Consider the following 20,737-nt stretch of genomic DNA (forward strand, 5'->3'; position numbering starts at 1 on the left):
TATAGGGGAAAAATGCGCAGACGTCCCGATTACAGGGTCGAATGCACGTGCCTGTCGGGCGCGCGAGCCCCTGCACTATCCGCAGCGTCAGATGGCATCGCAGTCGCCGAAGCGTCGGCGGGAACTGGCACAGCCTCGGGCGGTGTGCGGGCAGAAGACCCGGCAACGTAGTAGAAGCGCAACGCCGCATCCGGATAGTGATACGGCACCATCGCCAGATTGACCGCGCAGGAGTCGCAGAACGGCAGACGCGAGCACAGCACGATCGAGCGCACGACGTTTTCGCCCGCCGGAAGATCCGCATAGATCTGCGCCAGAATCAGGCGCTCGGTATCGAGCGTGCGGGACTTCGCGGTGCCGGACGCCGCGTGGTACGTCGGTAGATTCGCATCGGCGACGACAAAGCGCAGCTCGGGCGGCTCGGTGGGATACGCCTGCGCACGAGCGCGCGGACCCTCGCCTTGCTGCACGATGACATTGTTCTCCCGTTCCAGATAGGCGCGACCGGCGTCGACGAATCGCACCGTCGGGGAATTCGTCGGCAGCACACGCCGCTGAAGCCCCGAGAGGCAGTAGTAGATCATCCGTGTGCCGTCCACGAGCGTGACTTCCGCGAGGGCGATGTTGGCGTTCAGCGACACGAGGCGCATATCATCGTCGACGTCGCGCGCGGCCCGGGCCTCGCCTGTCACCAGCGATTGAAGATCCGGCATGCCGGGGAAGACCTCCTCGAACAGCGAGAGTACATCCCGGGTCGTTTGTACGTCGCCGGTGAACGGCAGTTGCGACCACACGGCTAGCGGCGACGGGCGCGATACGAAATCGCGCGCCACGGCACCGATGAAAGCGTCCGCCTGACCTGGATAGCGCTGCCAGTGCGACCAGAGACGATTGAACGTCGGAAGCAATGCCGGATCGACATCGGGAGATGAGCGTGCGCGGGAACCGTCGACTTCATCGCCACCTGCGCCTCGCGCCGAGGCCACGTGCCACTCGATAGCGTGTGTGAGCTGGCCCACGGCATCGCGGGCTTCGGCGACCGACAGCGGAACGTCCTCCAGACCCTGCCACACCTCGGACGGCGAAGGCGCCCGCTCCCACATGCGTAGATACAGTTGCAACAGTGTGCGCGTCTCTGCGTACGAGATCGTTGGCAGAACGCTGGCGTTCTCCGCCGCCGCACGGTGATGCTGTGCTATCCAATACTCGCGGATATCGCGGTTCCCGACATGGCGATACTGCAAACGCACACGCTGTGGCGCGCTTCCTCCACCCCCCGCATCTCCCACATCTTCCACATCCCCGCGGGGCAATGTGAAGCGGTAATAGACTTCACGCGACAACTGCACCACCCCGTGCAACACCTCGTGACGGTCGCGATAGGTGCCAAAGGGCACAGCGACGTGCATGTTCCCGAGCGTAAGACGAACTCGGCGTCCGCCCACCGGTCCGGCAGTCGTCGCCTGTTCGAAGTACCTGAGGTCGCCCTCCAGTTCGCTTGCGTAGACGTCACCCGCCACCAATGGGGAATTCGACGTCACCTGCGGGATGCCCTGCGCGTCGAATTCGCCCAGACGTCCGAACGCAAAGAACTGCCGACGTCCGTTCTCCGCCTCGAACGGTTGTGAATACACGGCGACACGTAGGCGCGCCAGCGGCGAAGCCTCGAGCACCTGATGCTGCGTCACCGTCGCGCCTTGCTCCGTGACGGACACCTCGCCGTCCCGTTCTGTATGACACTCCAGACACAAGCCGTCGACATCGATGCCGACGCCGCGCGAAATGCGGCACAGCGCGAGCGGTCCGAGTTCGTCGCGCATTTTGTCTAACGGGCGCAAGTCGGAAGCATGCTTGCGCGTGCGGGCGACGGTTGCGCCATATAGCGTGCCGTCAATGTTGAAGACCTTCACGCCGTTCTGCGTGAGGTCGGGCCGATATTCGACATAGACGTTGGCGGGCAAAACCCACTGCACGCCACGTCCGAGCGGGCCGCTGAACGATTCGTGCGGGAACGTTGCCAGCCCGGGGGACTGCGGCAAAGCGACGACGTCAGAGACCTGTGCGGGACTCGCAGGCCAGAGGTGCCGCAGCAATGCCAAAGCATCGTCGTCGAACGTTGCCGCACCGATCACGGCAGCGAGGCATTCAAGGCCGGACGCGCTCAACCGCGTCGCCAGCGCCCGTGCGCTGCCAGCGTCGTCCATCGCACTTCGGCGGGGACGTGACCCGAACCTTTCATTCGACGGTTCGCCACGAATCACCGTCTCCAGCAGGATTTCGGCGACCTCCCCCATGTCGGGCGATTCGAGCACGGGCGTATCGGGCGACGGCCATCCCGGCGACACCGTTGCACCTGCACGCATTGATACGAACCTTACCGTGTCGGTGTCCACGATCTTCTCGGCAATCGATGCCCACCGGTCTCCCCAGAACAACGGGCCCAGTGTCCGCTTGATACAGTCCGCGTCGGACGGACGCTCCATCCGACAAGTCGAGAGCGGCACGACGAGTGCAGGCGCCTGCGCGGCAAGCGTGAGCGCAAAGGGTCGCCAGCGGCCCTGTTCGTCGCGCAGATTGAGCGTGATGCCGGACGACGCGAAATAGATGCTGGGAGGCGGCCAGCCCTCCGTTCCCTTGTGGTTGACACGTAGCCTCATGTACCGGGGACGCAGCACCTCGGCATTCGCGAATGCTTCGCGCGTGTCGGGGTCGGCGGCGGCAACGGCATCACGAATCATGGCGACGACGACCCGCTGCAAGTCCTCACGATAGGCGGACAATCCCATGCGAAGCGCTGCGTCGCTGTCGGCTGCGGGCGGCGATATGCCAATCGCCGATGTGCTTCGCGACGGCAGGCATTGAGGCGCAACACCGCCGTTATCCTCACGTGCGGGGCGCAACTTCAGCAGGGTGCGAATGCCTGCGATGGCCTGTGAGTGCGCCAACGTCACAGGGGGTACCGTGGTGACCACCGGCGACGCCGTCCGCCCCCTCCCCATCGCCCGCAAACCGGTAAAAGGCCCTCTTGGCACGCCCGCAGCAGCGAGGTTCGCGACACTGGCAACACTCGCGACCGCCAGCAGCGTCACGGCGAACGCGGCAGTGGCCGTCCGATTGCGCGCTTCAGTACGCGTCGCACGCGACGATTCAACGTTGTTGCGTTGTGCCCGTGCACTGTTGCGCACCTGTCTGCGGGGCAATGCGCACCCCGCGCGCCAGTCGTCCGCAAGGGCATGGCAACGCCTGCGCGGTGGCGCATCGTGCATGTGGGCGTTTGGACGATGGGCATGGTGTGGCATCGATGGATGCATGCGAGTCATGGAACGTCTCTCCTGAGCGTCGGGTCGCCAGCGGCCGCCGTACGAAGGCACGACAGATTGCCGCTCACGACACGGGGGCAACGCTATCGCGTGGACGCGCCACACGATTGCTGAAACGAACCGGCAACTGTGCAGGAATAGACGATTGTCCCGACCTCGTCGCAAGATTGGGAAACCCATGACGAACCGCAGCGCAAGGAAGCACGCATCGCCGTGCAGCGGCGTGACATCCGGACGTGCTACCGTCGTGACATCGACATCGTCTCCCGAACGCGCCGTGCCCGACCCGACTTCGTCCGACCTCTCACCGTCCTCCGCCACCGCCACGGGCCCGCGTGCTGCACTCGACGTGCTCCGCGCATTCCTTGTGCTTGGGCTGACCAGCTTCGGCGGTCCGGTCGCGCACATCGGCTACTTTCGACGGGAATTCGTCGTGCGACGCCAGTGGCTTGACGACGCAAGCTTCGTCGATCTGGTCGGCTTGTGTCAGTTCCTGCCGGGCCCGGCGAGCAGTCAGGTCGGCTTTTCAATCGGGTTGATGCGCGCCGGATGGCTGGGCGGTCTCGCTGCGTGGTGCGGATTTACGCTGCCGTCGGTGTGCCTGTTGCTTTTGTTCGCCGTGCTCGCGCCACATCTCGGCGGCACGGTCGGCGACGGCGTCGTGCACGGTCTGAAGCTGGTAGCGGTGGCTGTCGTGGCGCAAGCCGTCTGGGACATGGCGCGACGGTTATGCGCCGACATACGGCGGGCGGGTATTGCGCTGGCGGCGATTGCGATCCTTGCATTGACGACGACGGTCTTCGCGCAACTTATCGTGATCGTTTTCGGCGCGGCACTCGGCTACTTACTGCTTCGCACATCCAACGCCACCCCGGCGTCTCCTACCGCACCGACGCTGCGATTCCACATTTCGCACACAGCGAGCGTGGTGTCCCTCGTGCTCTTTGCCGTACTGCTAGCTGGCCTGCCACTCTTGCATCAGTGGACGAACGGCCGCGCCATCGCCATCTTCGACGGCTTCTACCGCTCGGGTGCGTTGGTCTTCGGCGGTGGCCATGTCGTGTTGCCGCTGCTTCAGGCTCAGACGGTGACGACAGGATGGGTGTCCGCGAACGACTTTCTCACCGGCTACGGCGCAGCACAGGCCGTTCCCGGCCCGCTGTTCACGTTCGCGTCGTATCTCGGGTGGATGTCCGGCGCACCGTCCCATTCGTGGCTGGGCGCGACACTCGCCACGCTCGGCATCTTCCTGCCGGGACTGCTGCTGGTGATCGCGGCGCTCCCGCATTGGCAGACGCTTCGGGCGCGTCCGTCGACAGCGGCCATGCTCGCGGGTGTCAACGCTGCGGTCGTGGGGATTCTGGCATCGGCGTTGTATTCGCCGGTGTGGACCAGCGCTGTTCACAGCGTCGCCGATGTCGCGCTCGCTGTCGTTTCCTTCGCGTTGCTGGTCCGGTGGAAAACCCCGCCGCTGGCGGTCGTCGCATTGTGCTTGATCGCCGGTGCGACGGGGCTTGTCTAATCGCTTAGCCGCTTAGTGCGGCTTATTGACTGCGACTTATTGACCGTCCGACACGCGCTCGATACGCAGACGCTCCACCGACTTAGCCGCACGGTTCACGTCCGCCGTGTCATGCCACAAGGGCTTACGGCCGAACGACGTGTACATCTCCACCTGATCCGCGTAGTGCGGCGAGCGGGTGCCATCCGGCGCGATGAAGCCGCTCTGCCCCGGCGCGACGACGTCGAACGCCTCGACCTTTGCGGCGCTACCCTTCGGTCCGAACACGATCAGATCGTTCTCCGTGCCCCGGTTCATGTAGACGGGTGTACGCACCGCTTCCGTCGCGTTGGCCTGCGGCACGCCGAAGAAGTTGTTCGCACGGAACGTCAGCGGCACCGCAGGCGCACGCCAGGCCGCCATGTCGGGGCCGAGCTTCGTCTTGAGCGACGCAATGGTGTCGTCCAGCGCCGCCAGAATCACCTCGTCCTGACGTTTGCCGTCGAAGATGTCGAACGTTTGCGGCACGCCTGACTTGTCACCGCGCAGCGCCTCGTACAGTACCTTGCTGCCGTTGCCGATATTGAGCGAACCCGTCGGGCCGTCCTGCGGGGCGGCGTAACCGCTTGCCAGGAACCACTTGTCGTACGGTGCGGGCACGACCTGGCCGAGCGTACGTTTGAGCATGGCGCTCAGCCACGCGTCCATGACCGCCGGACCGGCCGTGTCGTAATGGCCCGTATGCTTCTCATCACGACTCAGGCCATTCCATGCGGTCAGTTGCATCGCGAGTTGACGGCGTGCGTCGCTGGCCGGAAGGTTCGCCGTTGCGCGCTCGATGAACGGCAGGAAGTGGCTACGATTGACGTCCACCGCACTCGTATCCTTGAGGATCTGCCACATCTCGTCGACACCGAGTTTGTCGTGCGCTTCGATGCGTTTGTCGATCTCGACCACGCGGTCTGCACCGCCCCACAGGAACGCGAACAGATCGCTCGCCGGGTAACCCTTCTGCGGCGAATTGTTCCAGTTGGCGATCCACCCCTGCTTCGGGTTGTAGACCTTCGGATTGGTGGAGAACGGCAGCAGTCCCTTCCAGTCCCACTCGCCCGTGCCGGGCACCGGCAGACGCGGATCGTGGCCGGGCTGACGCGCCGGATAGGCGCCCGTATGGACGTAGCCGATATTGCCGGACACGTCGGCGTAGTACCAGTTGATGGTCAACGCGTGACGCGCGGCCTGCGCCGTCCACGACTTCCAGTCCTGCGCCTGCGCCTGATGCGTCCACGCGAGCAGCGACTGCACTTCGAGGCCATCCCACGCGCGCGCTTTGGCGTAGGCGATCGGCCGCTTTGCGTCGCGTTGCATCACGATGCCGTGCACGGTGCGATACACCTCCTGCACGACCGGCTGACCGCCCTTCACCTTGATGATCTCGACGCGCTTTTCCATGTCGTGCCACTGACCGTTGTGGAAGTAGCGGTTCGGATTCGCCGGGTCGAGCTTCTCGGCATAGATGTCGATGTCGTCGCCGAAGCCCGCCGTCGAGCCCCAGGACACCTTGCCGTTATGACCGAACAGAATGCAGGGATAGCCGAAGGGCGTATTGCCGACGAGATCGAAGCCCGCGCCATGCAGACCGATGCCGTAGGTGTAGGCCGGTGCAAACCACCCGAACTGCGGGCCGTTAAGCATGATCGCGCGGGCGTCGCGTGCTTTGCCCTTGCCGACGATCCACATGTTGCTCGTCGTGGGGAAACCGGCGAGCCCCGGCTGGCCCGACTCGGCAAATTGCGCGAGCATCGTCGCGGCATTGGTTTCGGTGTCCTGATGCAAGAGCGCACCATCGCTGCCGCGTGCCAGTCGCGCGAACATCGGTGCTGGTCCGTCGTAGCGTGCGAGCGGTTGCATGGGCGCGCCGGTGGCCGGTCCGACCTTCACCGGATAGGTGCCTTCCGATGCGGGTACGGTCGACGGCGCATCCGGATTGACGATCCACTTCAGCTCGTTGAACAGCGCCATGCCCTTCTGCGCGCCGTATTTGTCCTTGAGTGCCGTGACCAACGCCAGGTTGTCGATCTCGCTCGTCGCATCGGAGAAGCGATTTGCCATCGTGCCGACGAAGACCATCGCGACGTCGAACGCGTCCCAGTTCGTCGGCTGGAAACCGAAGTCGTTGAATTGCTTGGGCATGCGCTTGTCCGGCTGCGCGCGGATCTGCGCGATCCATGCGTTCATGCCGGCGGCATAGCCGTCGAGAATATCCCGCTCGCGTTGCGGCAGATCGGCCAGTTGGCGACGGATCGACGCAGGCCAGTAGTTGCCGCGAATCGACTTGTCGAAGTCGACGAACTTCTCGCCCAGTACCTCCGCCACAGTGCCCTGCGTGCTACGTCGCGCCATCTCCATCTGGAACAGGCGATCCTGCGCAATGGCATAGCCGTAGCCATAGAACAGCGCGTATGTCGTCGACGCGTAGATGTGCGGCACACCGAATTCGTCGCGCTTGATGGTGACGTCGGTACGTCCCGGCACTTTGTCGACGGCGGTGGCCGCCGGTGCGCCCGGCGCAGCGGTCGCAACGCTCGGTGCAACCAGCGCCAGACTTAGCAGTGCCGCCGAGACGCTTGCAGACAGCAGCGAAACCCGACTACGGCCGGGACGCGCAGCTTGATGTCGAATGCCAGTGGATGTTGCATTCACTGAAACAGGCGAGCGAGAAATCAAAGTCATCAATGTCTCCGTAGTTTTTATGAGGAAGCGCATTGAAGCCTAACATGACAAAAACCGACCGGTCGGTTAATTATTCAGAAGATAACTCGACAGATATTTGGGGCTTGCATAACGTATGGGGCGGTCGTGCATCGTCCCGACGGATCACGCTTGACCTGCCCCTTGGGGTCGGCTCGACGATGGCGTCACCCCGATCAATACCAAGAGGTGAACGATGAAGGATTCTGCGGTGAGCCTGAATGCGTCCGAGGCGGCGCGGCAGCTTGGCGTCTCGAACAAGGCGCTTCGGCTGTACGAGCAGCACGGTCTGCTGTCGCCTAAGCGAACCTCGGCCGGTTATCGCACGTATGACAGTGCAGAGATGACGCGCGCGTCCGAAGTCGTCGCGCTACGCGCATTGGGCTTGAGCCTCGCGCAGGTAGCGAGTGTCTTGAAGGGCAATGCGCAAACGTTGTCGACAGCCCTTGAGGCGCACGAGCACGCGCTCGACACAGAGGTTCGAACGCAACTACGCCGACTGGAGACGGTGCGAAGTCTTCGCGCCGGGCTCGCGAGCGGAAGAATGCCCGCGCACGGCGAGCTACCAAGCCTTGTCGAACAAGCGGCGCCGAGTGTCGCCTTCGAGCTCCCCTGGCCTTGGGGCGGCGAGTGGTTCGAAATGCGCGACATTCGTCCGCTGAACTACATCATCGGCTCGCTGGGTAGCGGAAAGACACGACTGGCGATGCGTCTGGCGCAAGCCTTGCCGAACGGAACGTTTCTTGGACTGGACCGATTGGACCCGCTGCGCGTGGCGGCTTCTCCCTCGTCTTCGAACGACGGCGCGTTGCAACAACGTGTCGATCAGGCGCTGACCTGGCTAGTGGACGACGGGGCCGCCCCCTCCGATGCGCTGACGATTTTGCTGACGGCGTTGGAAGCTGATCGTGCGGGTGCGCTTGTCGTCGACATGATCGAGCAGGATCTGGCGCAGCCGACGCAAGAGGCGCTGATTCGCTATCTGCGGTTGCGCGCGCGAACGCGTGCACACCCGCTTTTCATGATGACGCGCTCGTCGTCGATGCTCGACCTGAGCGCTGTCGGTAGCGACGAGGCCATCGTCCTTTGCCCGGCGAACCACAGCCCGCCGGTGCGCGTCGCACCGTATGCGGGCGCGCCGGGCTTCGAAGCAGTGGCGACATGCCTAGCGTCGCCGGAGGTGCGCGCGCGCATCGCTGCGCCGCCGAAAAGGGTCTGACGGCGCGCGTCGCTTACATCAGGAACGATCGTTATCGCATCCGGAGACCGGCGGCGAGCCAGCTTCGGTGCGGGAGCGGGCCTGCGTGATGTTGCTGAACGGCGGCACGTCTTGTGTGAGCCACACGTTGCCGCCAATGACCGAACCTTCGCCGATGGTGACGCGGCCCAGAATCGTCGCACCGGCATAGATGACGACGTTGTCTTCGACGATCGGGTGACGCGCAAGGCCTTTGCGCGGATTGCCGTCGTCGTCGGCCGGGAAGCGTTTGGCGCCGAGCGTAACGGCCTGATACACGCGCACACGCTGGCCAAGAATGGCCGTCTCGCCAATGACCACACCGGTCCCGTGATCGATAAAGAAGCCTGCACCGATACGCGCGCCCGGGTGGATATCGATCCCGGTTTCGGAGTGCGCCTGTTCCGCGATGATGCGGGCGAGCAACGGCAGTTCCAGACGATAAAGCTCGTGGGCGATACGGTGATGGATCATCGCGTGGATGCCCGGATAGCAGATCAGCACTTCGTCGACGCTGCCCGCCGCGGGATCACCCTGATAGGCGGCGAGCACATCCTGATCGAGCAATTCACGAATCTCGGGCAACTTGCCTGCGAATTGCTGGATGGCGGAATGCGCACGCTCTTCGATGAGCGTTGCCGTGATGGCTGCGTCGTGGCGCGCCTTGTAGCGCCATTCGAGGCGCGCTTGCTCGGCCAGACCGTTCAGTGCGCTCGTCAGCGTATGGCCGACGTAGTAGTTTTCGCCTTGCTGGTGCAGGTCCAGCGGGCCGAGACGCATGGGGAACAGCGCGCCCTTGAGTTGCACGACGATGTCCGCGAGACGTTCGCGCGACGGCAGATCGCGGCCACCGGGTTCGAGCAGGCGTCGCTGCCCGTCGCGCCAACGCAGGCGGGCCGAGTGCAATGAAGAAACGATGTCGTCGATGTCGAACGCTGCCACGAGGGGGACTCCTGAGAAGCTTGGGATGCGGGGCGAGCCTGAGCTGCCACCGGCACGGTGTATTTTGGGACGCGCGTGCGCCAGTCAACGAAGCATAGCGGGTTTCGAAAGCACCTGTCCTGACGTGGTCTTATCGGGCACCGCGACCGGAAACCCTTATGAACGCTGACGGCCGGGTCGATCCGGTCTCGTTCGGGTCTGGCTCACGCCTCGACTCAACCCGCTATCGACGCGCGCAAACGCAGGCTCAGTGCCAGTGCCGTCGCTCTATCCGGGATATTGGTGAACCCGAGGAGCAAGGCCGATCGCGACGGCGCGTTGCCGTACCAGTGCCGCAGCCCATGCACGGCCAGCCCTTGCGCGTGGGCGGCAAGCGAGATGGATTCGTCGTCCTGTTCGGCGAACGCATGACGCAGATACGCCAGCGTCTGAATGCCGCCTGCCTGCGGCTGCACGTAGAGGTCGTCGCCAAACACCTCGGCCAGCGCGTCTACAAGATACCCACGTCGTTCGGCATACAACGCTCGCATTTTGCGCAGGTGCCGGGCGAAATGCCCCTGCTCCATGAAGTCCGCCACCGTCGCCTGGACGTGGACCGAGCCCGGTCCACCCAGTTGATTGGCAGCCTGCGTAAAGCGCTCGATATGAACGTCGGGCACTACGAGGTACGCGAGACGAAGTCCGGGGAACAGCACTTTACTGAACGTGCCGGTGTACAGCACCCGCCCGTCGTGGTCGAGACTCTTGAGCGCGGGTAGTGGACGCCCGTGATAGCGAAACTCGCTGTCGTAGTCGTCTTCCACGATCCATGACTGCTGTTGATTGGCCCATTCGAGCAGCGCGAGCCGCCGGGGCAAGGACATCGTCGCCCCGGTGGGACTTTGATGCGTCGGGGTCACGACGGCAAAACGAGCTTTCGGTGCAAGTCGCACGCCCTCGTCGACGCTAAGCCCCTCCTCGTCCACTGGAACCGATGCGAGGCGCATGCCGACGCTCGTCAGGAAATGCCGGGCATAGGGGTATCCGGGATCCTCGAACCAGCCTTGTGCGCCGGGCTCGATCAATGTCCGGCAGACAAGATCGAGGGCGGCACGGTAACCCGCCGTCACAAAGACCTGCTGCGCGGAGCATACGATGCCGCGAGAGATGCCGAGATAGGTGGCAATGGCATGGCGCAGTGGCGCGTACCCGGCAGGATCCGGATAAGCCATCGACGCGAGATCCATGACGCGCAGGCTCCGCCCCGCCAGACGCACCCAGGTCTTGCGGGGGAATGCATCCAGTGCGGGAAGGCCTAGTTGAAACGGACGCGGCGTCCCGACGGCCGCCAGTGCATCCCGTGGCGCGGGCACCGACGCCGCCGGGGTGGCGACCGGCGCGGCGGTCTCGCTGAGGTGTTCCAGACGCGGCGACACGAACGTTCCGGCCGCGCCGCGCGGTGAGAAATAGCCTTCGCTAGTGAGCATCTGATAAGCCAGCTCGACGGTGCCACGTGCGAGATTGAGTTCGCTGGCAAGGCTGCGCACGGACGGCACGCGGTCGCCCGCCCGGAGTTTGCCGGAGGCGATGGCGTCGCGATAGCGGCGATACAGCTGGAGATAGAGCGGCGCCTCGTCGCCCGGGCCGGGTTTCAGGTGCGGACTTAAAAGCGGAAGATCCATTCGGGATGTCCTATTGATTCCGTCAATTCTTGCATCTGACTACTAGGCCATGATTCTCGTAAATTGGTGACGTTGCGACAAGCCCCCTGCAGTTCGCATCAAGCTTAACCAATGCCCCTTGCTCAGTTAATTTCTGGAGAATTTCGATGAGTACGCTTCGCCTGTCCTATTTCACGCTGTCGAACGACGCCTATCAAGGGTTCGTCGCCACGAAAAAGGCGCTGGAGAAAAGCAGCCTCGGCAAACCGCTGATTGAGCTGGTTTATCTGCGCGTGTCGCAGATCAATGGATGCGCTTTCTGTCTGGAGATGCACAGCAAGGCGCTGCGCGCCGGCGGCATGGCCGATGCCAAGATCGACAGCGTCGGCGGCTGGCGCGTGAGTTCGCAGTTCAGCGACCGTGAGCGTGCCGCCCTCGCCTGGGCCGACTCTGTCGGGGCCATCGATCGCACCAACGCTCCGGACGAGGACTTCAACCCCCTGCGCGAACACTTCACCGACGCCGAAATCGCCGACCTGACGTTCGCCATCGCATTGATGAGCGCGTTCAACCGGCTCGCAATTGGGATGCGTCAGTAAGCTGGGGCGCGAGAAAATGGTGACGCCATTACATCGATTGGATGCGACCCGATACGTCACCATCTGCGACAAAATTCTCAGCAAATTCCCATTCGTCGAATCATGAGATACAGGGCATTTTCTGCTCTAATACCTCTCAACCCCCCGTCACGTTTGGTCTGCGATTTGTCGCAAGGGATGGGGGAGCACCATGCAACTCGGCATCATCACCGGAGGCTACGGCCCTGAGCGCCCTGGGGCGCTTCTTTCCGGAAAACACGTTCGCGAAGCGTGCGCATCACTCGGCATCAGAACAACACTTTTCGACGCCGCAGAACTCGACTTCCGTGAACTTGAGCAAGTCGAATGCGCCTTTCTCACAACGCACGGATGGTATGGCGAGGACGGAAAGCTCCAAGGCGCCCTCGATCTGATGCGCATTCCCTATTCGGGCTCAGGCGTCGCCGCAAGTGCCGCCGCATACTTCAAACCGTTTGCCAATGCGATTGCTGAGAACTCAGGTCTTCGCATTCCCCGATCATGGCTAATCGATCTCAGGCGCGGAAAATTACCTGAACCCTGTGAACTCTTCGGAACGTTGGGACCGCAGGTATTCGTTAAACCTGCGGCGAATGGATGCAGTCAAGGCGCCCGGATCTTATCCGGTGCCAACGACTTCGACGACTGGGTTTCCACAGCGGCCGACGACGAACTGCCGTTATTTGTCGCCGCACAGTTCATTCCAGGGAAAGACATAAGCGTCGGGATCATTGAAATTGCCGGTGTCCCCGTCGCACTCCCCTTGCTCGAAACGCGGCACGACGAACAGTTCTATAGCTTCGAAGTCAAGAGCGGCAATTCACGGCGTGCATACGTCTGCCCGGCTGACATATCAAAGTCCCAGGAATACTCACTAAAGGAAATGGCACTCAGCATCTATTCATCGCTGGGATGCAGAGGATTTGCTCGTGTTGATTTCATCCTCGACGACACAGATTCCTGGTTTCTGGAAGTGAACACGCTTCCAGGGCTATCGAGACACGGGAACCTAGCTCAAATGGGATACGCCCTGAACTGGGATTATGAGGACCTGATATTTCGATTGATTGAGACGATCGAAATTTCCAGAAAATATCGACCGTAATGTCAAGAAATCTACCGATGTGGTCCATGATCACACTGAATTTCTTGGGAGAAGGGATTTTTCGATCATCGATTCCCGTACTTGCAATCTCTCTCAACAGCGATCCATCCGCCGTTGGCTTGTCGATTGCCGCATCGAAGATACCATGGTTACTTTTGCCTATCGCCGCAGGGCTTGCAATAGATCATCTATCATTCAAAGGAATTATTCTATCTGGATCCTCAATAAGGCTTGCATCTTTTTCACTTCTTGCCATATCGATGCTCTTAGAATCATTAACTTTCTTTGAATTCATGATTCTATCGGCAATCGTAACAATCGGAGATATCTCAGCAGAGCTAGCAATCCAGACATCAATACCGAAAATATCTCCAAACCACGACCCAGCAAAAATAAATTCATTCTTACTAGGAATGCAGATAGCCTCAGCCCAGCTGGTCGCCCCGATTCTTACTGGAGTCGCATTGATTAGTGGCCCGAGCACCCTGATATCAATATTGATTGCAATTCAAATAGCAATCATATTAATTTACCACAACCCAAAAATTAACAAATTCACCTCTCGAGAGCCAAGGAAAAGCCATCCCCAACAGATACTAGAACTCCTTAAAGATCGAACTCTTTTTGGAACCCTGCTTGTCGCATCAGTAATGATGGCCTCTTATGGCGTATGGAGTTCGGCTTTTACTCTTTATGTCTTCGACAGTGCTAGCGGGCTGGGACTTACCACATTCGGCTACGGCCTAATGATGTCATCAATCGCGTTTGGGTCCTTAGCCGGAACAATTCTATCGGCGAAGTTGGTCTCAAAACTCCCTCATTTCCCACTAATTTGTGCGTCCATCCTCGCCATGACGCTCCTCCCCCTAGGCGGACTAATCGGAGGGCCATCAGCGTCTGCCTCATTGACGTTATTCATTTACGGATTTTTCTTAACTATATGGAATGTTATTTCCATTACATATCGACAGCGATTTGTCCCAGAAGGGTCGCTTGGTCGAATCACCGGAATATATCGATCACTCACTTGGGGATTCATGCCTCTGGGCGCAGCGGTAGGTTCCGTCATCTGCACACAGGAAGGCTATCGCGTGACACTTGCACTCGCATCGGCGTTATCAATCCTGCAACTCATATCACTTCCGCTTCTTAGAGACATAGGAAAAATACATGCCAAAAGACTATCCCCAAAAAAACGTACCTTACAGATCGCAGTGGGCGAATCCGACATTGAATGAGAAAATCATAAAATTCAACATGGATCCTTGCGAAGATCCCGATTGGATTAATTCCGGATTCACAACCCCGGATGACTATCGCTTCTGGAGCAAGCGAGCATGTGGAATTGCATGCCTTGAGTCAATTTTGGATTTCATGAAAATCCCACATCAAAGCAGGAGAGATCTAATTGAAGCAGCAATGTCGCGGGGCGCATACGTGAAAAATGGTGATCACTCAATCAAAGGCCTTATATATTCACCTTTTTGCAGATGGATCCTAGACTGCTACGGAATTAAATCCTTCATATACGAAAACAAGACCTTTGACTATGTTGAAAAATTCATAAAAAAATCATTCATGGCGATTTCATCCGTAAGCACTGAGATAAGGTCTCCCGATCTTCCTAACAATAGAAAAGGCGGGCATCTTGTTCTTATTCACGGAGTGAATAACGGAAAACTCTTCCTGCACAACCCTTCTGGAATCCCTCCATTCCAGGAAAACGCTGCCATCAAGACAGAAATAGCAGAACGGTTTCACGCCGGACGTGGAATTATCGTAGAAACATAGGAATATATATAAATCAGACAGACCATAACATTCAGGAAGAAAAACAAATCACACAGAGCATAGGAAATGATGGAAAACACAAATTCAAGGGTCGTCGCAGACCGACTTGAGATTGCCTCGACCAGAATATCCTCGTTCATTCAGACCACACCACTATTGAAGTCCGACTACCTGAACGATAAGCTGCAATGCAACCTGTTCATAAAGGCTGAGAACCTACAGAGAACCGGGTCATTCAAAATCCGGGGGGCTCTGAACAAAACTCTGGTTTTGACGTCCGACGAACCCCCTTCCCACCTGCTCACATGGTCCTCGGGCAATCACGGCGCGGCATTAGCGGAAGTGGCAAAAGATTTGGGGATCCCAGCCTCGGTTGTCGTTCCCCCATGGATTCCGAACGTGAAGGTCGACAATATTCTTAGTCGTGGAGCCGACGTATATACGGCGACAGATACGCAAGATGTAGTGAAGCTGGGAAAGTCGATCGCTGCCAGGTTGGGGGCGGTTGTCATACCCGCATATGACGACATTTCAGTCATCGATGGGCAAGCCACAGTGACACTTGAGTTGCTTTCTCAGTTCTCAAAGACAAACAACGGCAGCGTACCCGATGCACTGATATACCCGTGCGGAGGAGGAAGTCTTATCGCTGGCGCTGCGCTGGCCGTCGGACATAGTCCGATCGCACTACTGGGCGCGGAGCCAATGGCGGCTGCCGATACGAAGCGATCCCTGTTAGCGGGCGAATGCTGCGAAGCACCTGACGCCGGCACCACGATATGTGACGCTCTTAGGAATCGGCGTCCAGGCGCCCTCACGTTTGATCTCATGAGGCAATCCGTTCGTGACGTATTGCTGGTTGATGACGCGAGCGTTGAGGCAGCGATGCGCGTTCTCTTCCGTCATTTCAAACTGGTGACCGAACCCGGCGGAGCGATCGCCTTAGCAGCCGTCCTTTCCCGGACACGGTCATTTCGCGACAAGAACGTGGTCGCCGTAATTTCCGGCGGAAATGTGTCTCACAAACAGTTTGCGAAAGTGATCCGAACAGACAGCTAAGCGCGTGCGTGGTAGACGGCGGTGCTTCATTCGCGTGTCGACAGCGCAACCACACCGCCAGCGGCTGGGACTAGCCATGGGAAGCTAGTTCGGCCAGTACTTCCCCTGCCGCAACGTAATCCCCGTCCAATGTCCATCCGCCTGCAATTCGCGGATAAGGTCGGCGATGCATTGACGCACGGCGATCGTCGCCGAGCCTACCGGCAGTGAGTTGGACCAGCACAGGCTGGCCGGGCGTTGCAGGTGCGGTGCAACGATCCGACGCGAGGGCGGGCGCAAGGCCGGGTCGCGCGATGCCAATGCCGACACTGGCAAGATCGAGCACGCGTCGCCCGAGCGGGCAATGTCGATGAGCGTCGGCAGCGAGTCGATATCCGCGACGATGTTCAACTCCGCATTCGCCTGCGCAAAACTCCGCTCGATCAACAGCCGCAAGCCATTTGACGCGCTAGGCGCCACAATCGGTACGTTGTCCAGCTTCTCCAGTGCGCAAGTCCCGTCCGCGTTGTCCCCGGCATCCTCATAGATCGATGGACACACCCGGTGCCCGCCCAGCACATACAGTTCTTCGTCGAACAACGGCATCACCGAGATGCCCCGCGTTTCCGAGTCGCGAAAGAGCATCGCGAGGTCGAGCCGTCCGTTGGCAAGCAACTCGCCGATGTACCCGCTCATGCTCTCGAATATCTGCAATCGAATCCCGGGATATTGCTCCCTCACGCGCGCAAACAAAGGCACAGCGAGAATCGACGCAATCGTCGTCGGGAACCCCACCGCCACCGGCCCGGCCTCACTGCCACCGCCTTCTCGCACTTCCTGACGTATCTGCTCCATCTGACGTAACACCACGCGCGCATGGCGATACAACGCCTTCCCAGCTTCGGTCGGCGTCACGCCCTGCGCACTGCGTACCAGCAGTTGCGTTTGCAGTTCGTCTTCCAACCCGCGCAGCTGTGCACTCAGCGACGGTTGCGCGATATGCAAGCGCTCCGCCGCCTTCGACAAGCTGCCGCTATCGACGATAGCTACGAAATTCCTGAGTTGTCTCACATCCATGACAGCATCGGCCTCCGAGACGGGTCGGTTGGCAGCAACGAAAAGCCATAGCGTACTGCTATACAACGCATCGTGAAACTCAGGTTTTCGTTGCATTAAAAGCCATCGCCTCGCCATTCTCGCTCAACGAGAAGGTCTAGCTATAGCCCCACCCTATACCCGCATCCAAAATCGGTATTTCCTTCGGCGCTGGCTACGCGCCTATAGTCCCGTCAACAAACCAATTCCAAATGGACGGAGACAGCAGGATGCGAGACGGACTCTCGGCCACTGCCGCACAACGCGGTCAGGGCGGCCAAAGCAATCAAAGCGGTCAGGCAACTTCTCAGGCAGCAGAGCACCATCCACTGCGCGACTTGTGGTGGCGAATCATGGACATGCGCGTCGGTATCGTGCCGTTGCCAGTCCATCTGGTGCTCATCGCCGCTATCGCGACGACGGTCCTCACCACCGGCAAACTCTCAGCCGAACTCTCGCCGATCATCGCGCTGCTGGCCGTGTGCAGTTTTACCTGCATGGAAGTCGGTCAGCGAATCCCCATCTTTCGCAGCATCGGTGGCCCGGTGATTCTCGTCACGTTCCTGCCCTCGTGGCTGGTGTTCGCGAACGTGCTGCCCCCGTCTGTCGTCACGCCTATCGTGGCGTTCTGGAAGCAAAGCAACTTCCTGTACCTGTTCATTCCCGGGATTATCGTCGGCAGCATCTTGAGCATGGACCGCAAGGTGCTGATCGGCGGCTTCGTGCGCATCTTCGTCCCGCTCGCCATCGGCTCGGTGCTCGCGGGCATCGTCGGCACGGCCGTCGGCACGATGCTCGGCATGGGCCTGTTCCACACCGTGTTCTTCGTCGTGATTCCGGTCATGTCCGGCGGCTTGGGCGAAGGCGTGATTCCACTGACCATCGGCTACTCGGAAGTCATGCATCAGGGCGCGGGCGACCTCCTCGCGCAGGCACTCCCCGCCGTCATGCTCGGCAACGTCTGCGCCATCGTGTTCTCGGGTGTGCTCAACGCGCTCGGCAAGCGTTACCCCTCGCTGACGGGTAACGGGCAGCTCATGCGAACGGGAAGCGACGACATCGGCGCACACGACGTTCACGCCGAACCTGCGAAGGCGGTCGATGCGACGGACATCGCTGCGGCAGGCATGATCGCCGTCTGCCTGTACTTCGTCGGCATGCTCGCGCAGAACACGCTCGGCCTGCCGGGGCCGGTGATGATGCTGGTGCTGGCCGTCGCCGCGAAGATCGGTTTCATCTTCTCGCCGAAGCTCGAAGCCGGTGCTGGCGTCGTCTACAAATTCTTCGCGACGGCGGTGACATATCCGCTGCTGTTCGCCATCGGTGTCGTGATCACGCCGTGGCAGAAGGTCGTCGCGTCGTTCAACGTGCCGACGCTCGTGACCATCGTCGCGACGGTCCTCACGCTGATGGCCACCGCCTTCGTCGTGGCGCGTCGTATGAATATGCATCCCATCGACGCTGCCATCGTGGTCGGCACGCACAGCGGGATGGGCGGCACGGGCGACGTCGCTATTCTCACCGCCGCGAACCGCATGCGACTCATGCCGTTCGCACAAATCGCCACACGCATCGGCGGCGCCATCACGATCACGCTGAGCCTTATCGTGCTCGCGAAGATCGTCTGACCCGGCCACCGCCGCGCTTAACTCAACTGGTTTTCTCGGAGATTTCTGTCATGAGGCCCTTGGACGGCATCAAGGTCATTGCGCTCGAACACGCCATTGCGGCACCGTTCTGCACCCGTCAACTGGCCGATCTCGGCGCGCGCGTCATCAAGATCGAGCGGCCCGGCGCAGGGGACTTCGCCCGCGCTTACGACGGGCGCGTGAACGGAATGTCGTCGCACTTCGTGTGGACGAACCGCTCGAAGGAAAGTCTGACGCTCGACCTGAAACAGGACGCTGCTCAGTCGGTCCTTCATGACCTGCTCGCCGACGCCGATGTCCTCGTGCAGAATCTCGCCCCCGGCGCAGCCGACCGCCTTGGACTGAGTTACGACGCGCTGTCGGCGCGCTATCCGCGCATCATCGTTTGCGGTATCTCCGGCTACGGACCGGACGGCCCCTATCGCGACAAGAAGGCTTACGACCTGCTCATCCAAAGCGAGTCGGGCTTTCTGTCGGTGACGGGGTCGCCCGAGGCCTCGGCCAAGGCTGGCTGCTCGATTGCCGACATTGCCGCCGGTATGTACGCGTACACGAACATCCTCTCCGCGTTGATCCAGCGCGGCAAAACCGGCAAAGGCTCGCGCATCGACATTTCGATGCTGGAATGCATGGTCGAGTGGATGGGCTTTCCGCTGTATTACGCTGTCGACGATCAGACGCCCCCGCCCCGCGCAGGTGCAGCGCACGCAACGATCTTCCCGTACGGCCCGTTTGAAACCGGTGACGGGAAGACCGTCATGCTGGGCTTGCAGAACGAGCGTGAGTGGAAGATTTTTTGCGACAAGGTTCTCGAACAGCCGGTGCTCGCCGAAGACGCACGCTTTGCCTCCAACCCCAAGCGGCTGGAGAATCGCGATGCGCTGCGCAACATCATCCGCGAGGTCTTCATGCGACTCTCGGCACCGCAACTGGTGAGCCGACTCGACGCCGTGGGCATCGCCAACGCCAACCTCAACGAGATGCACGACGTGTGGCAGCACGCTCAACTCGCCGCGCGTGAGCGCTGGGCAGACGTCGCAACGCCCAACGGCACGATCAAGGCACCGATTCCGCCGGGCATGCCTTCAGCCAGCCCAGCGTTCGCGCCGCGCATGGACCCGATTCCGGCACTGGGGCAGCACACCGACGCGATTCTCACGGAGCTTGGCCGCACGTCGGCACAGATCGAAGCGCTGCACGCAGCGCAGGCGGTGTGAGCGATGCAAAAACATACCGTCATTCGTAGTTGGCTCTTCGTGCCGGGCAACCGTCCGGAACGTTTCGACAAGGCATGTGCGTCGGGCGCGGATGCCGTCATTCTCGATCTCGAAGACGCCGTGCCGCCCGCCGACAAGCTGACGGCCCGAGCGCAGGTTGTGCAGTGGCTGACAGCGCGGAGTCCCGCGACATCGGTCCCCGTCTATGTGCGCATCAATGCTGCGTCGACACCCTGGTTTGACGAGGACGTCGCAGCACTCGCTGACCTGTCGCAACTCTGCGGTGTCGTCGTACCGAAGACAGAAGATGCCGCCACCCTCGCCCGCGTTGTGCAAGGTGCCGCGTCATCGCTGCGACTCGTGCCGCTGATCGAGACGGCGCAGGCCTTTGCCGTGCTAGGCGAGATCGCCACTGCGCCACGCGTCGACCGGTTGATGTTCGGCACCATCGATTTCCAACTGGACATCGGCATCGAGGGCGACGTCGACGAGCTGTTGTACTTCCGTTCACAACTCACGCTAGCGTCGCGTATCGCGGGCATCGCTGCACCGGTCGATGGCGTGACTACGGTGCTCGACGACCGGGCGCTGATCGAAGCCGCCACCCGCCGCGCCCGCGCGCTCGGGTTCCGGGGGAAGTTGTGCATTCATCCTCGGCAGGTTGCGCCGGTTCACGCGGCATTCGCGTGGCGGGACGACGAAATTGCGTGGGCCGAGCGGGTTGTCGCCGCAGCCAATGCCAGCGCAGGTGCCGCCGTCGCACTGGATGGCAAGATGATCGACGCGCCCGTCATCGCGAAGGCCAACGAGATTCTTGCCAGTCGTTGAATAAGT

General features: G+C 60.9%; 15 protein-coding genes. 10 read left to right on the forward strand and 5 right to left on the reverse strand.

Annotation, left to right across the window (positions count from 1 at the left end):
• Window positions 1-29: 29 nt before the first annotated feature.
• A complete protein-coding gene (locus tag ACIQWO_RS05270) occupies window positions 30-3,200 on the reverse strand; it encodes a deaminase domain-containing protein (RefSeq protein ID WP_402820114.1) in 3,171 nt (1,056 codons plus the stop codon).
• Between the two features lie 397 nt (window positions 3,201-3,597).
• Here ACIQWO_RS05270 and chrA point away from each other — a divergent pair, with 397 nt between their 5' ends.
• Window positions 3,598-4,842 carry a chromate efflux transporter gene (gene chrA / locus ACIQWO_RS05275; RefSeq protein ID WP_402820117.1) on the forward strand — a complete coding sequence of 415 codons (1,245 nt, stop codon included), beginning with the start codon at window positions 3,598-3,600 and terminating at the stop codon, window positions 4,840-4,842.
• A 36-nt stretch (window positions 4,843-4,878) separates the two neighbouring features.
• Here the strand turns inward: chrA and ACIQWO_RS05280 are convergent, their stop codons facing one another.
• The gene (locus ACIQWO_RS05280; protein WP_402820121.1) at window positions 4,879-7,554 is read right to left on the reverse strand and encodes a penicillin acylase family protein; all 2,676 of its coding nucleotides are present in this window, start codon (window positions 7,552-7,554) and stop codon (window positions 4,879-4,881) included.
• 214 nt (window positions 7,555-7,768) lie between these two features.
• On the opposite strand from ACIQWO_RS05280, the gene ACIQWO_RS05285 reads away from it, so the two are divergent.
• Window positions 7,769-8,791, forward strand: a complete 1,023-nt coding sequence (locus ACIQWO_RS05285) for a MerR family transcriptional regulator (RefSeq protein WP_402820124.1) — start codon at window positions 7,769-7,771, stop codon at window positions 8,789-8,791.
• A gap of 18 nt (window positions 8,792-8,809) precedes the next feature.
• Here ACIQWO_RS05285 and epsC read toward each other — a convergent pair whose 3' ends face one another.
• Window positions 8,810-9,751, reverse strand: coding sequence for a serine O-acetyltransferase EpsC (epsC, locus tag ACIQWO_RS05290; RefSeq protein WP_150662707.1), 942 nt, complete (start codon window positions 9,749-9,751; stop codon window positions 8,810-8,812).
• A gap of 215 nt (window positions 9,752-9,966) precedes the next feature.
• On the reverse strand, window positions 9,967-11,412 hold the full coding sequence (locus ACIQWO_RS05295) for a PLP-dependent aminotransferase family protein (protein WP_402820129.1): 1,446 nt from the start codon (window positions 11,410-11,412) through the stop codon (window positions 9,967-9,969).
• Window positions 11,413-11,558: 146 nt separating this feature from the next.
• Between ACIQWO_RS05295 and ACIQWO_RS05300 the strand changes: the two genes are divergently transcribed.
• The 5 genes from ACIQWO_RS05300 (at window position 11,559) to ACIQWO_RS05320 (ending at window position 15,963) form a co-directional block, all read left to right on the forward strand.
• Window positions 11,559-11,990, forward strand: a complete 432-nt coding sequence (locus ACIQWO_RS05300; RefSeq protein WP_039398323.1) for a carboxymuconolactone decarboxylase family protein — start codon at window positions 11,559-11,561, stop codon at window positions 11,988-11,990.
• A 190-nt stretch (window positions 11,991-12,180) separates the two neighbouring features.
• Complete coding sequence (locus ACIQWO_RS05305; protein ID WP_402820133.1) at window positions 12,181-13,113, forward strand: ATP-grasp domain-containing protein; 933 nt, start codon at window positions 12,181-12,183, stop codon at window positions 13,111-13,113.
• A gap of 26 nt (window positions 13,114-13,139) precedes the next feature.
• A complete protein-coding gene (locus ACIQWO_RS05310) occupies window positions 13,140-14,351 on the forward strand; it encodes an MFS transporter (RefSeq protein WP_402820136.1) in 1,212 nt (403 codons plus the stop codon).
• Window positions 14,284-14,904, forward strand: coding sequence for a C39 family peptidase (locus ACIQWO_RS05315; RefSeq protein ID WP_402820139.1), 621 nt, complete (start codon window positions 14,284-14,286; stop codon window positions 14,902-14,904). The genes ACIQWO_RS05310 and ACIQWO_RS05315 overlap by 68 nt, the downstream gene beginning before the upstream one ends.
• 66 nt (window positions 14,905-14,970) lie before the next feature.
• Window positions 14,971-15,963, forward strand: coding sequence for a threonine/serine dehydratase (locus tag ACIQWO_RS05320; protein ID WP_402820142.1), 993 nt, complete (start codon window positions 14,971-14,973; stop codon window positions 15,961-15,963).
• An 84-nt stretch (window positions 15,964-16,047) separates the two neighbouring features.
• Here ACIQWO_RS05320 and ACIQWO_RS05325 read toward each other — a convergent pair whose 3' ends face one another.
• Entirely contained in the window at window positions 16,048-17,019 is a 972-nt protein-coding gene (locus ACIQWO_RS05325; protein WP_402820145.1) for a LysR substrate-binding domain-containing protein, read from the reverse strand.
• A gap of 248 nt (window positions 17,020-17,267) precedes the next feature.
• Here ACIQWO_RS05325 and ACIQWO_RS05330 point away from each other — a divergent pair, with 248 nt between their 5' ends.
• From ACIQWO_RS05330 to ACIQWO_RS05340, 3 genes are read left to right on the forward strand one after another with little or no spacing between them, the layout of a single operon-like run.
• Window positions 17,268-18,665, forward strand: coding sequence for a 2-hydroxycarboxylate transporter family protein (locus tag ACIQWO_RS05330; protein WP_402820148.1), 1,398 nt, complete (start codon window positions 17,268-17,270; stop codon window positions 18,663-18,665).
• Between the two features lie 50 nt (window positions 18,666-18,715).
• Window positions 18,716-19,903 carry a CaiB/BaiF CoA transferase family protein gene (locus tag ACIQWO_RS05335; protein ID WP_402820151.1) on the forward strand — a complete coding sequence of 396 codons (1,188 nt, stop codon included), beginning with the start codon at window positions 18,716-18,718 and terminating at the stop codon, window positions 19,901-19,903.
• A 3-nt stretch (window positions 19,904-19,906) separates the two neighbouring features.
• On the forward strand, window positions 19,907-20,731 hold the full coding sequence (locus ACIQWO_RS05340) for an HpcH/HpaI aldolase/citrate lyase family protein (protein ID WP_402820154.1): 825 nt from the start codon (window positions 19,907-19,909) through the stop codon (window positions 20,729-20,731).
• Window positions 20,732-20,737: the final 6 nt, after the last annotated feature.

The organism is Pandoraea sp. NPDC090278, assembly GCF_044772185.1.
In the GTDB taxonomy this organism is placed as follows: domain Bacteria; phylum Pseudomonadota; class Gammaproteobacteria; order Burkholderiales; family Burkholderiaceae; genus Pandoraea.

Coding starts and splice junctions, on each gene's coding strand:
- ACIQWO_RS05280 (WP_402820121.1), bottom strand. CDS start 7,554: ATGACTTTGATTTCTCGCTCGCCTGTTTCAGTGAATGCAACATCCACT.
- ACIQWO_RS05285 (WP_402820124.1), top strand. CDS start 7,769: ATGAAGGATTCTGCGGTGAGCCTGAATGCGTCCGAGGCGGCGCGGCAG.
- ACIQWO_RS05295 (WP_402820129.1), bottom strand. CDS start 11,412: ATGGATCTTCCGCTTTTAAGTCCGCACCTGAAACCCGGCCCGGGCGAC.
- ACIQWO_RS05300 (WP_039398323.1), top strand. CDS start 11,559: ATGAGTACGCTTCGCCTGTCCTATTTCACGCTGTCGAACGACGCCTAT.
- ACIQWO_RS05305 (WP_402820133.1), top strand. CDS start 12,181: ATGCAACTCGGCATCATCACCGGAGGCTACGGCCCTGAGCGCCCTGGG.
- ACIQWO_RS05310 (WP_402820136.1), top strand. CDS start 13,140: ATGATCACACTGAATTTCTTGGGAGAAGGGATTTTTCGATCATCGATT.
- ACIQWO_RS05315 (WP_402820139.1), top strand. CDS start 14,284: ATGCCAAAAGACTATCCCCAAAAAAACGTACCTTACAGATCGCAGTGG.
- ACIQWO_RS05320 (WP_402820142.1), top strand. CDS start 14,971: ATGATGGAAAACACAAATTCAAGGGTCGTCGCAGACCGACTTGAGATT.
- ACIQWO_RS05325 (WP_402820145.1), bottom strand. CDS start 17,019: ATGGATGTGAGACAACTCAGGAATTTCGTAGCTATCGTCGATAGCGGC.
- ACIQWO_RS05330 (WP_402820148.1), top strand. CDS start 17,268: ATGCGAGACGGACTCTCGGCCACTGCCGCACAACGCGGTCAGGGCGGC.
- ACIQWO_RS05335 (WP_402820151.1), top strand. CDS start 18,716: ATGAGGCCCTTGGACGGCATCAAGGTCATTGCGCTCGAACACGCCATT.
- ACIQWO_RS05340 (WP_402820154.1), top strand. CDS start 19,907: ATGCAAAAACATACCGTCATTCGTAGTTGGCTCTTCGTGCCGGGCAAC.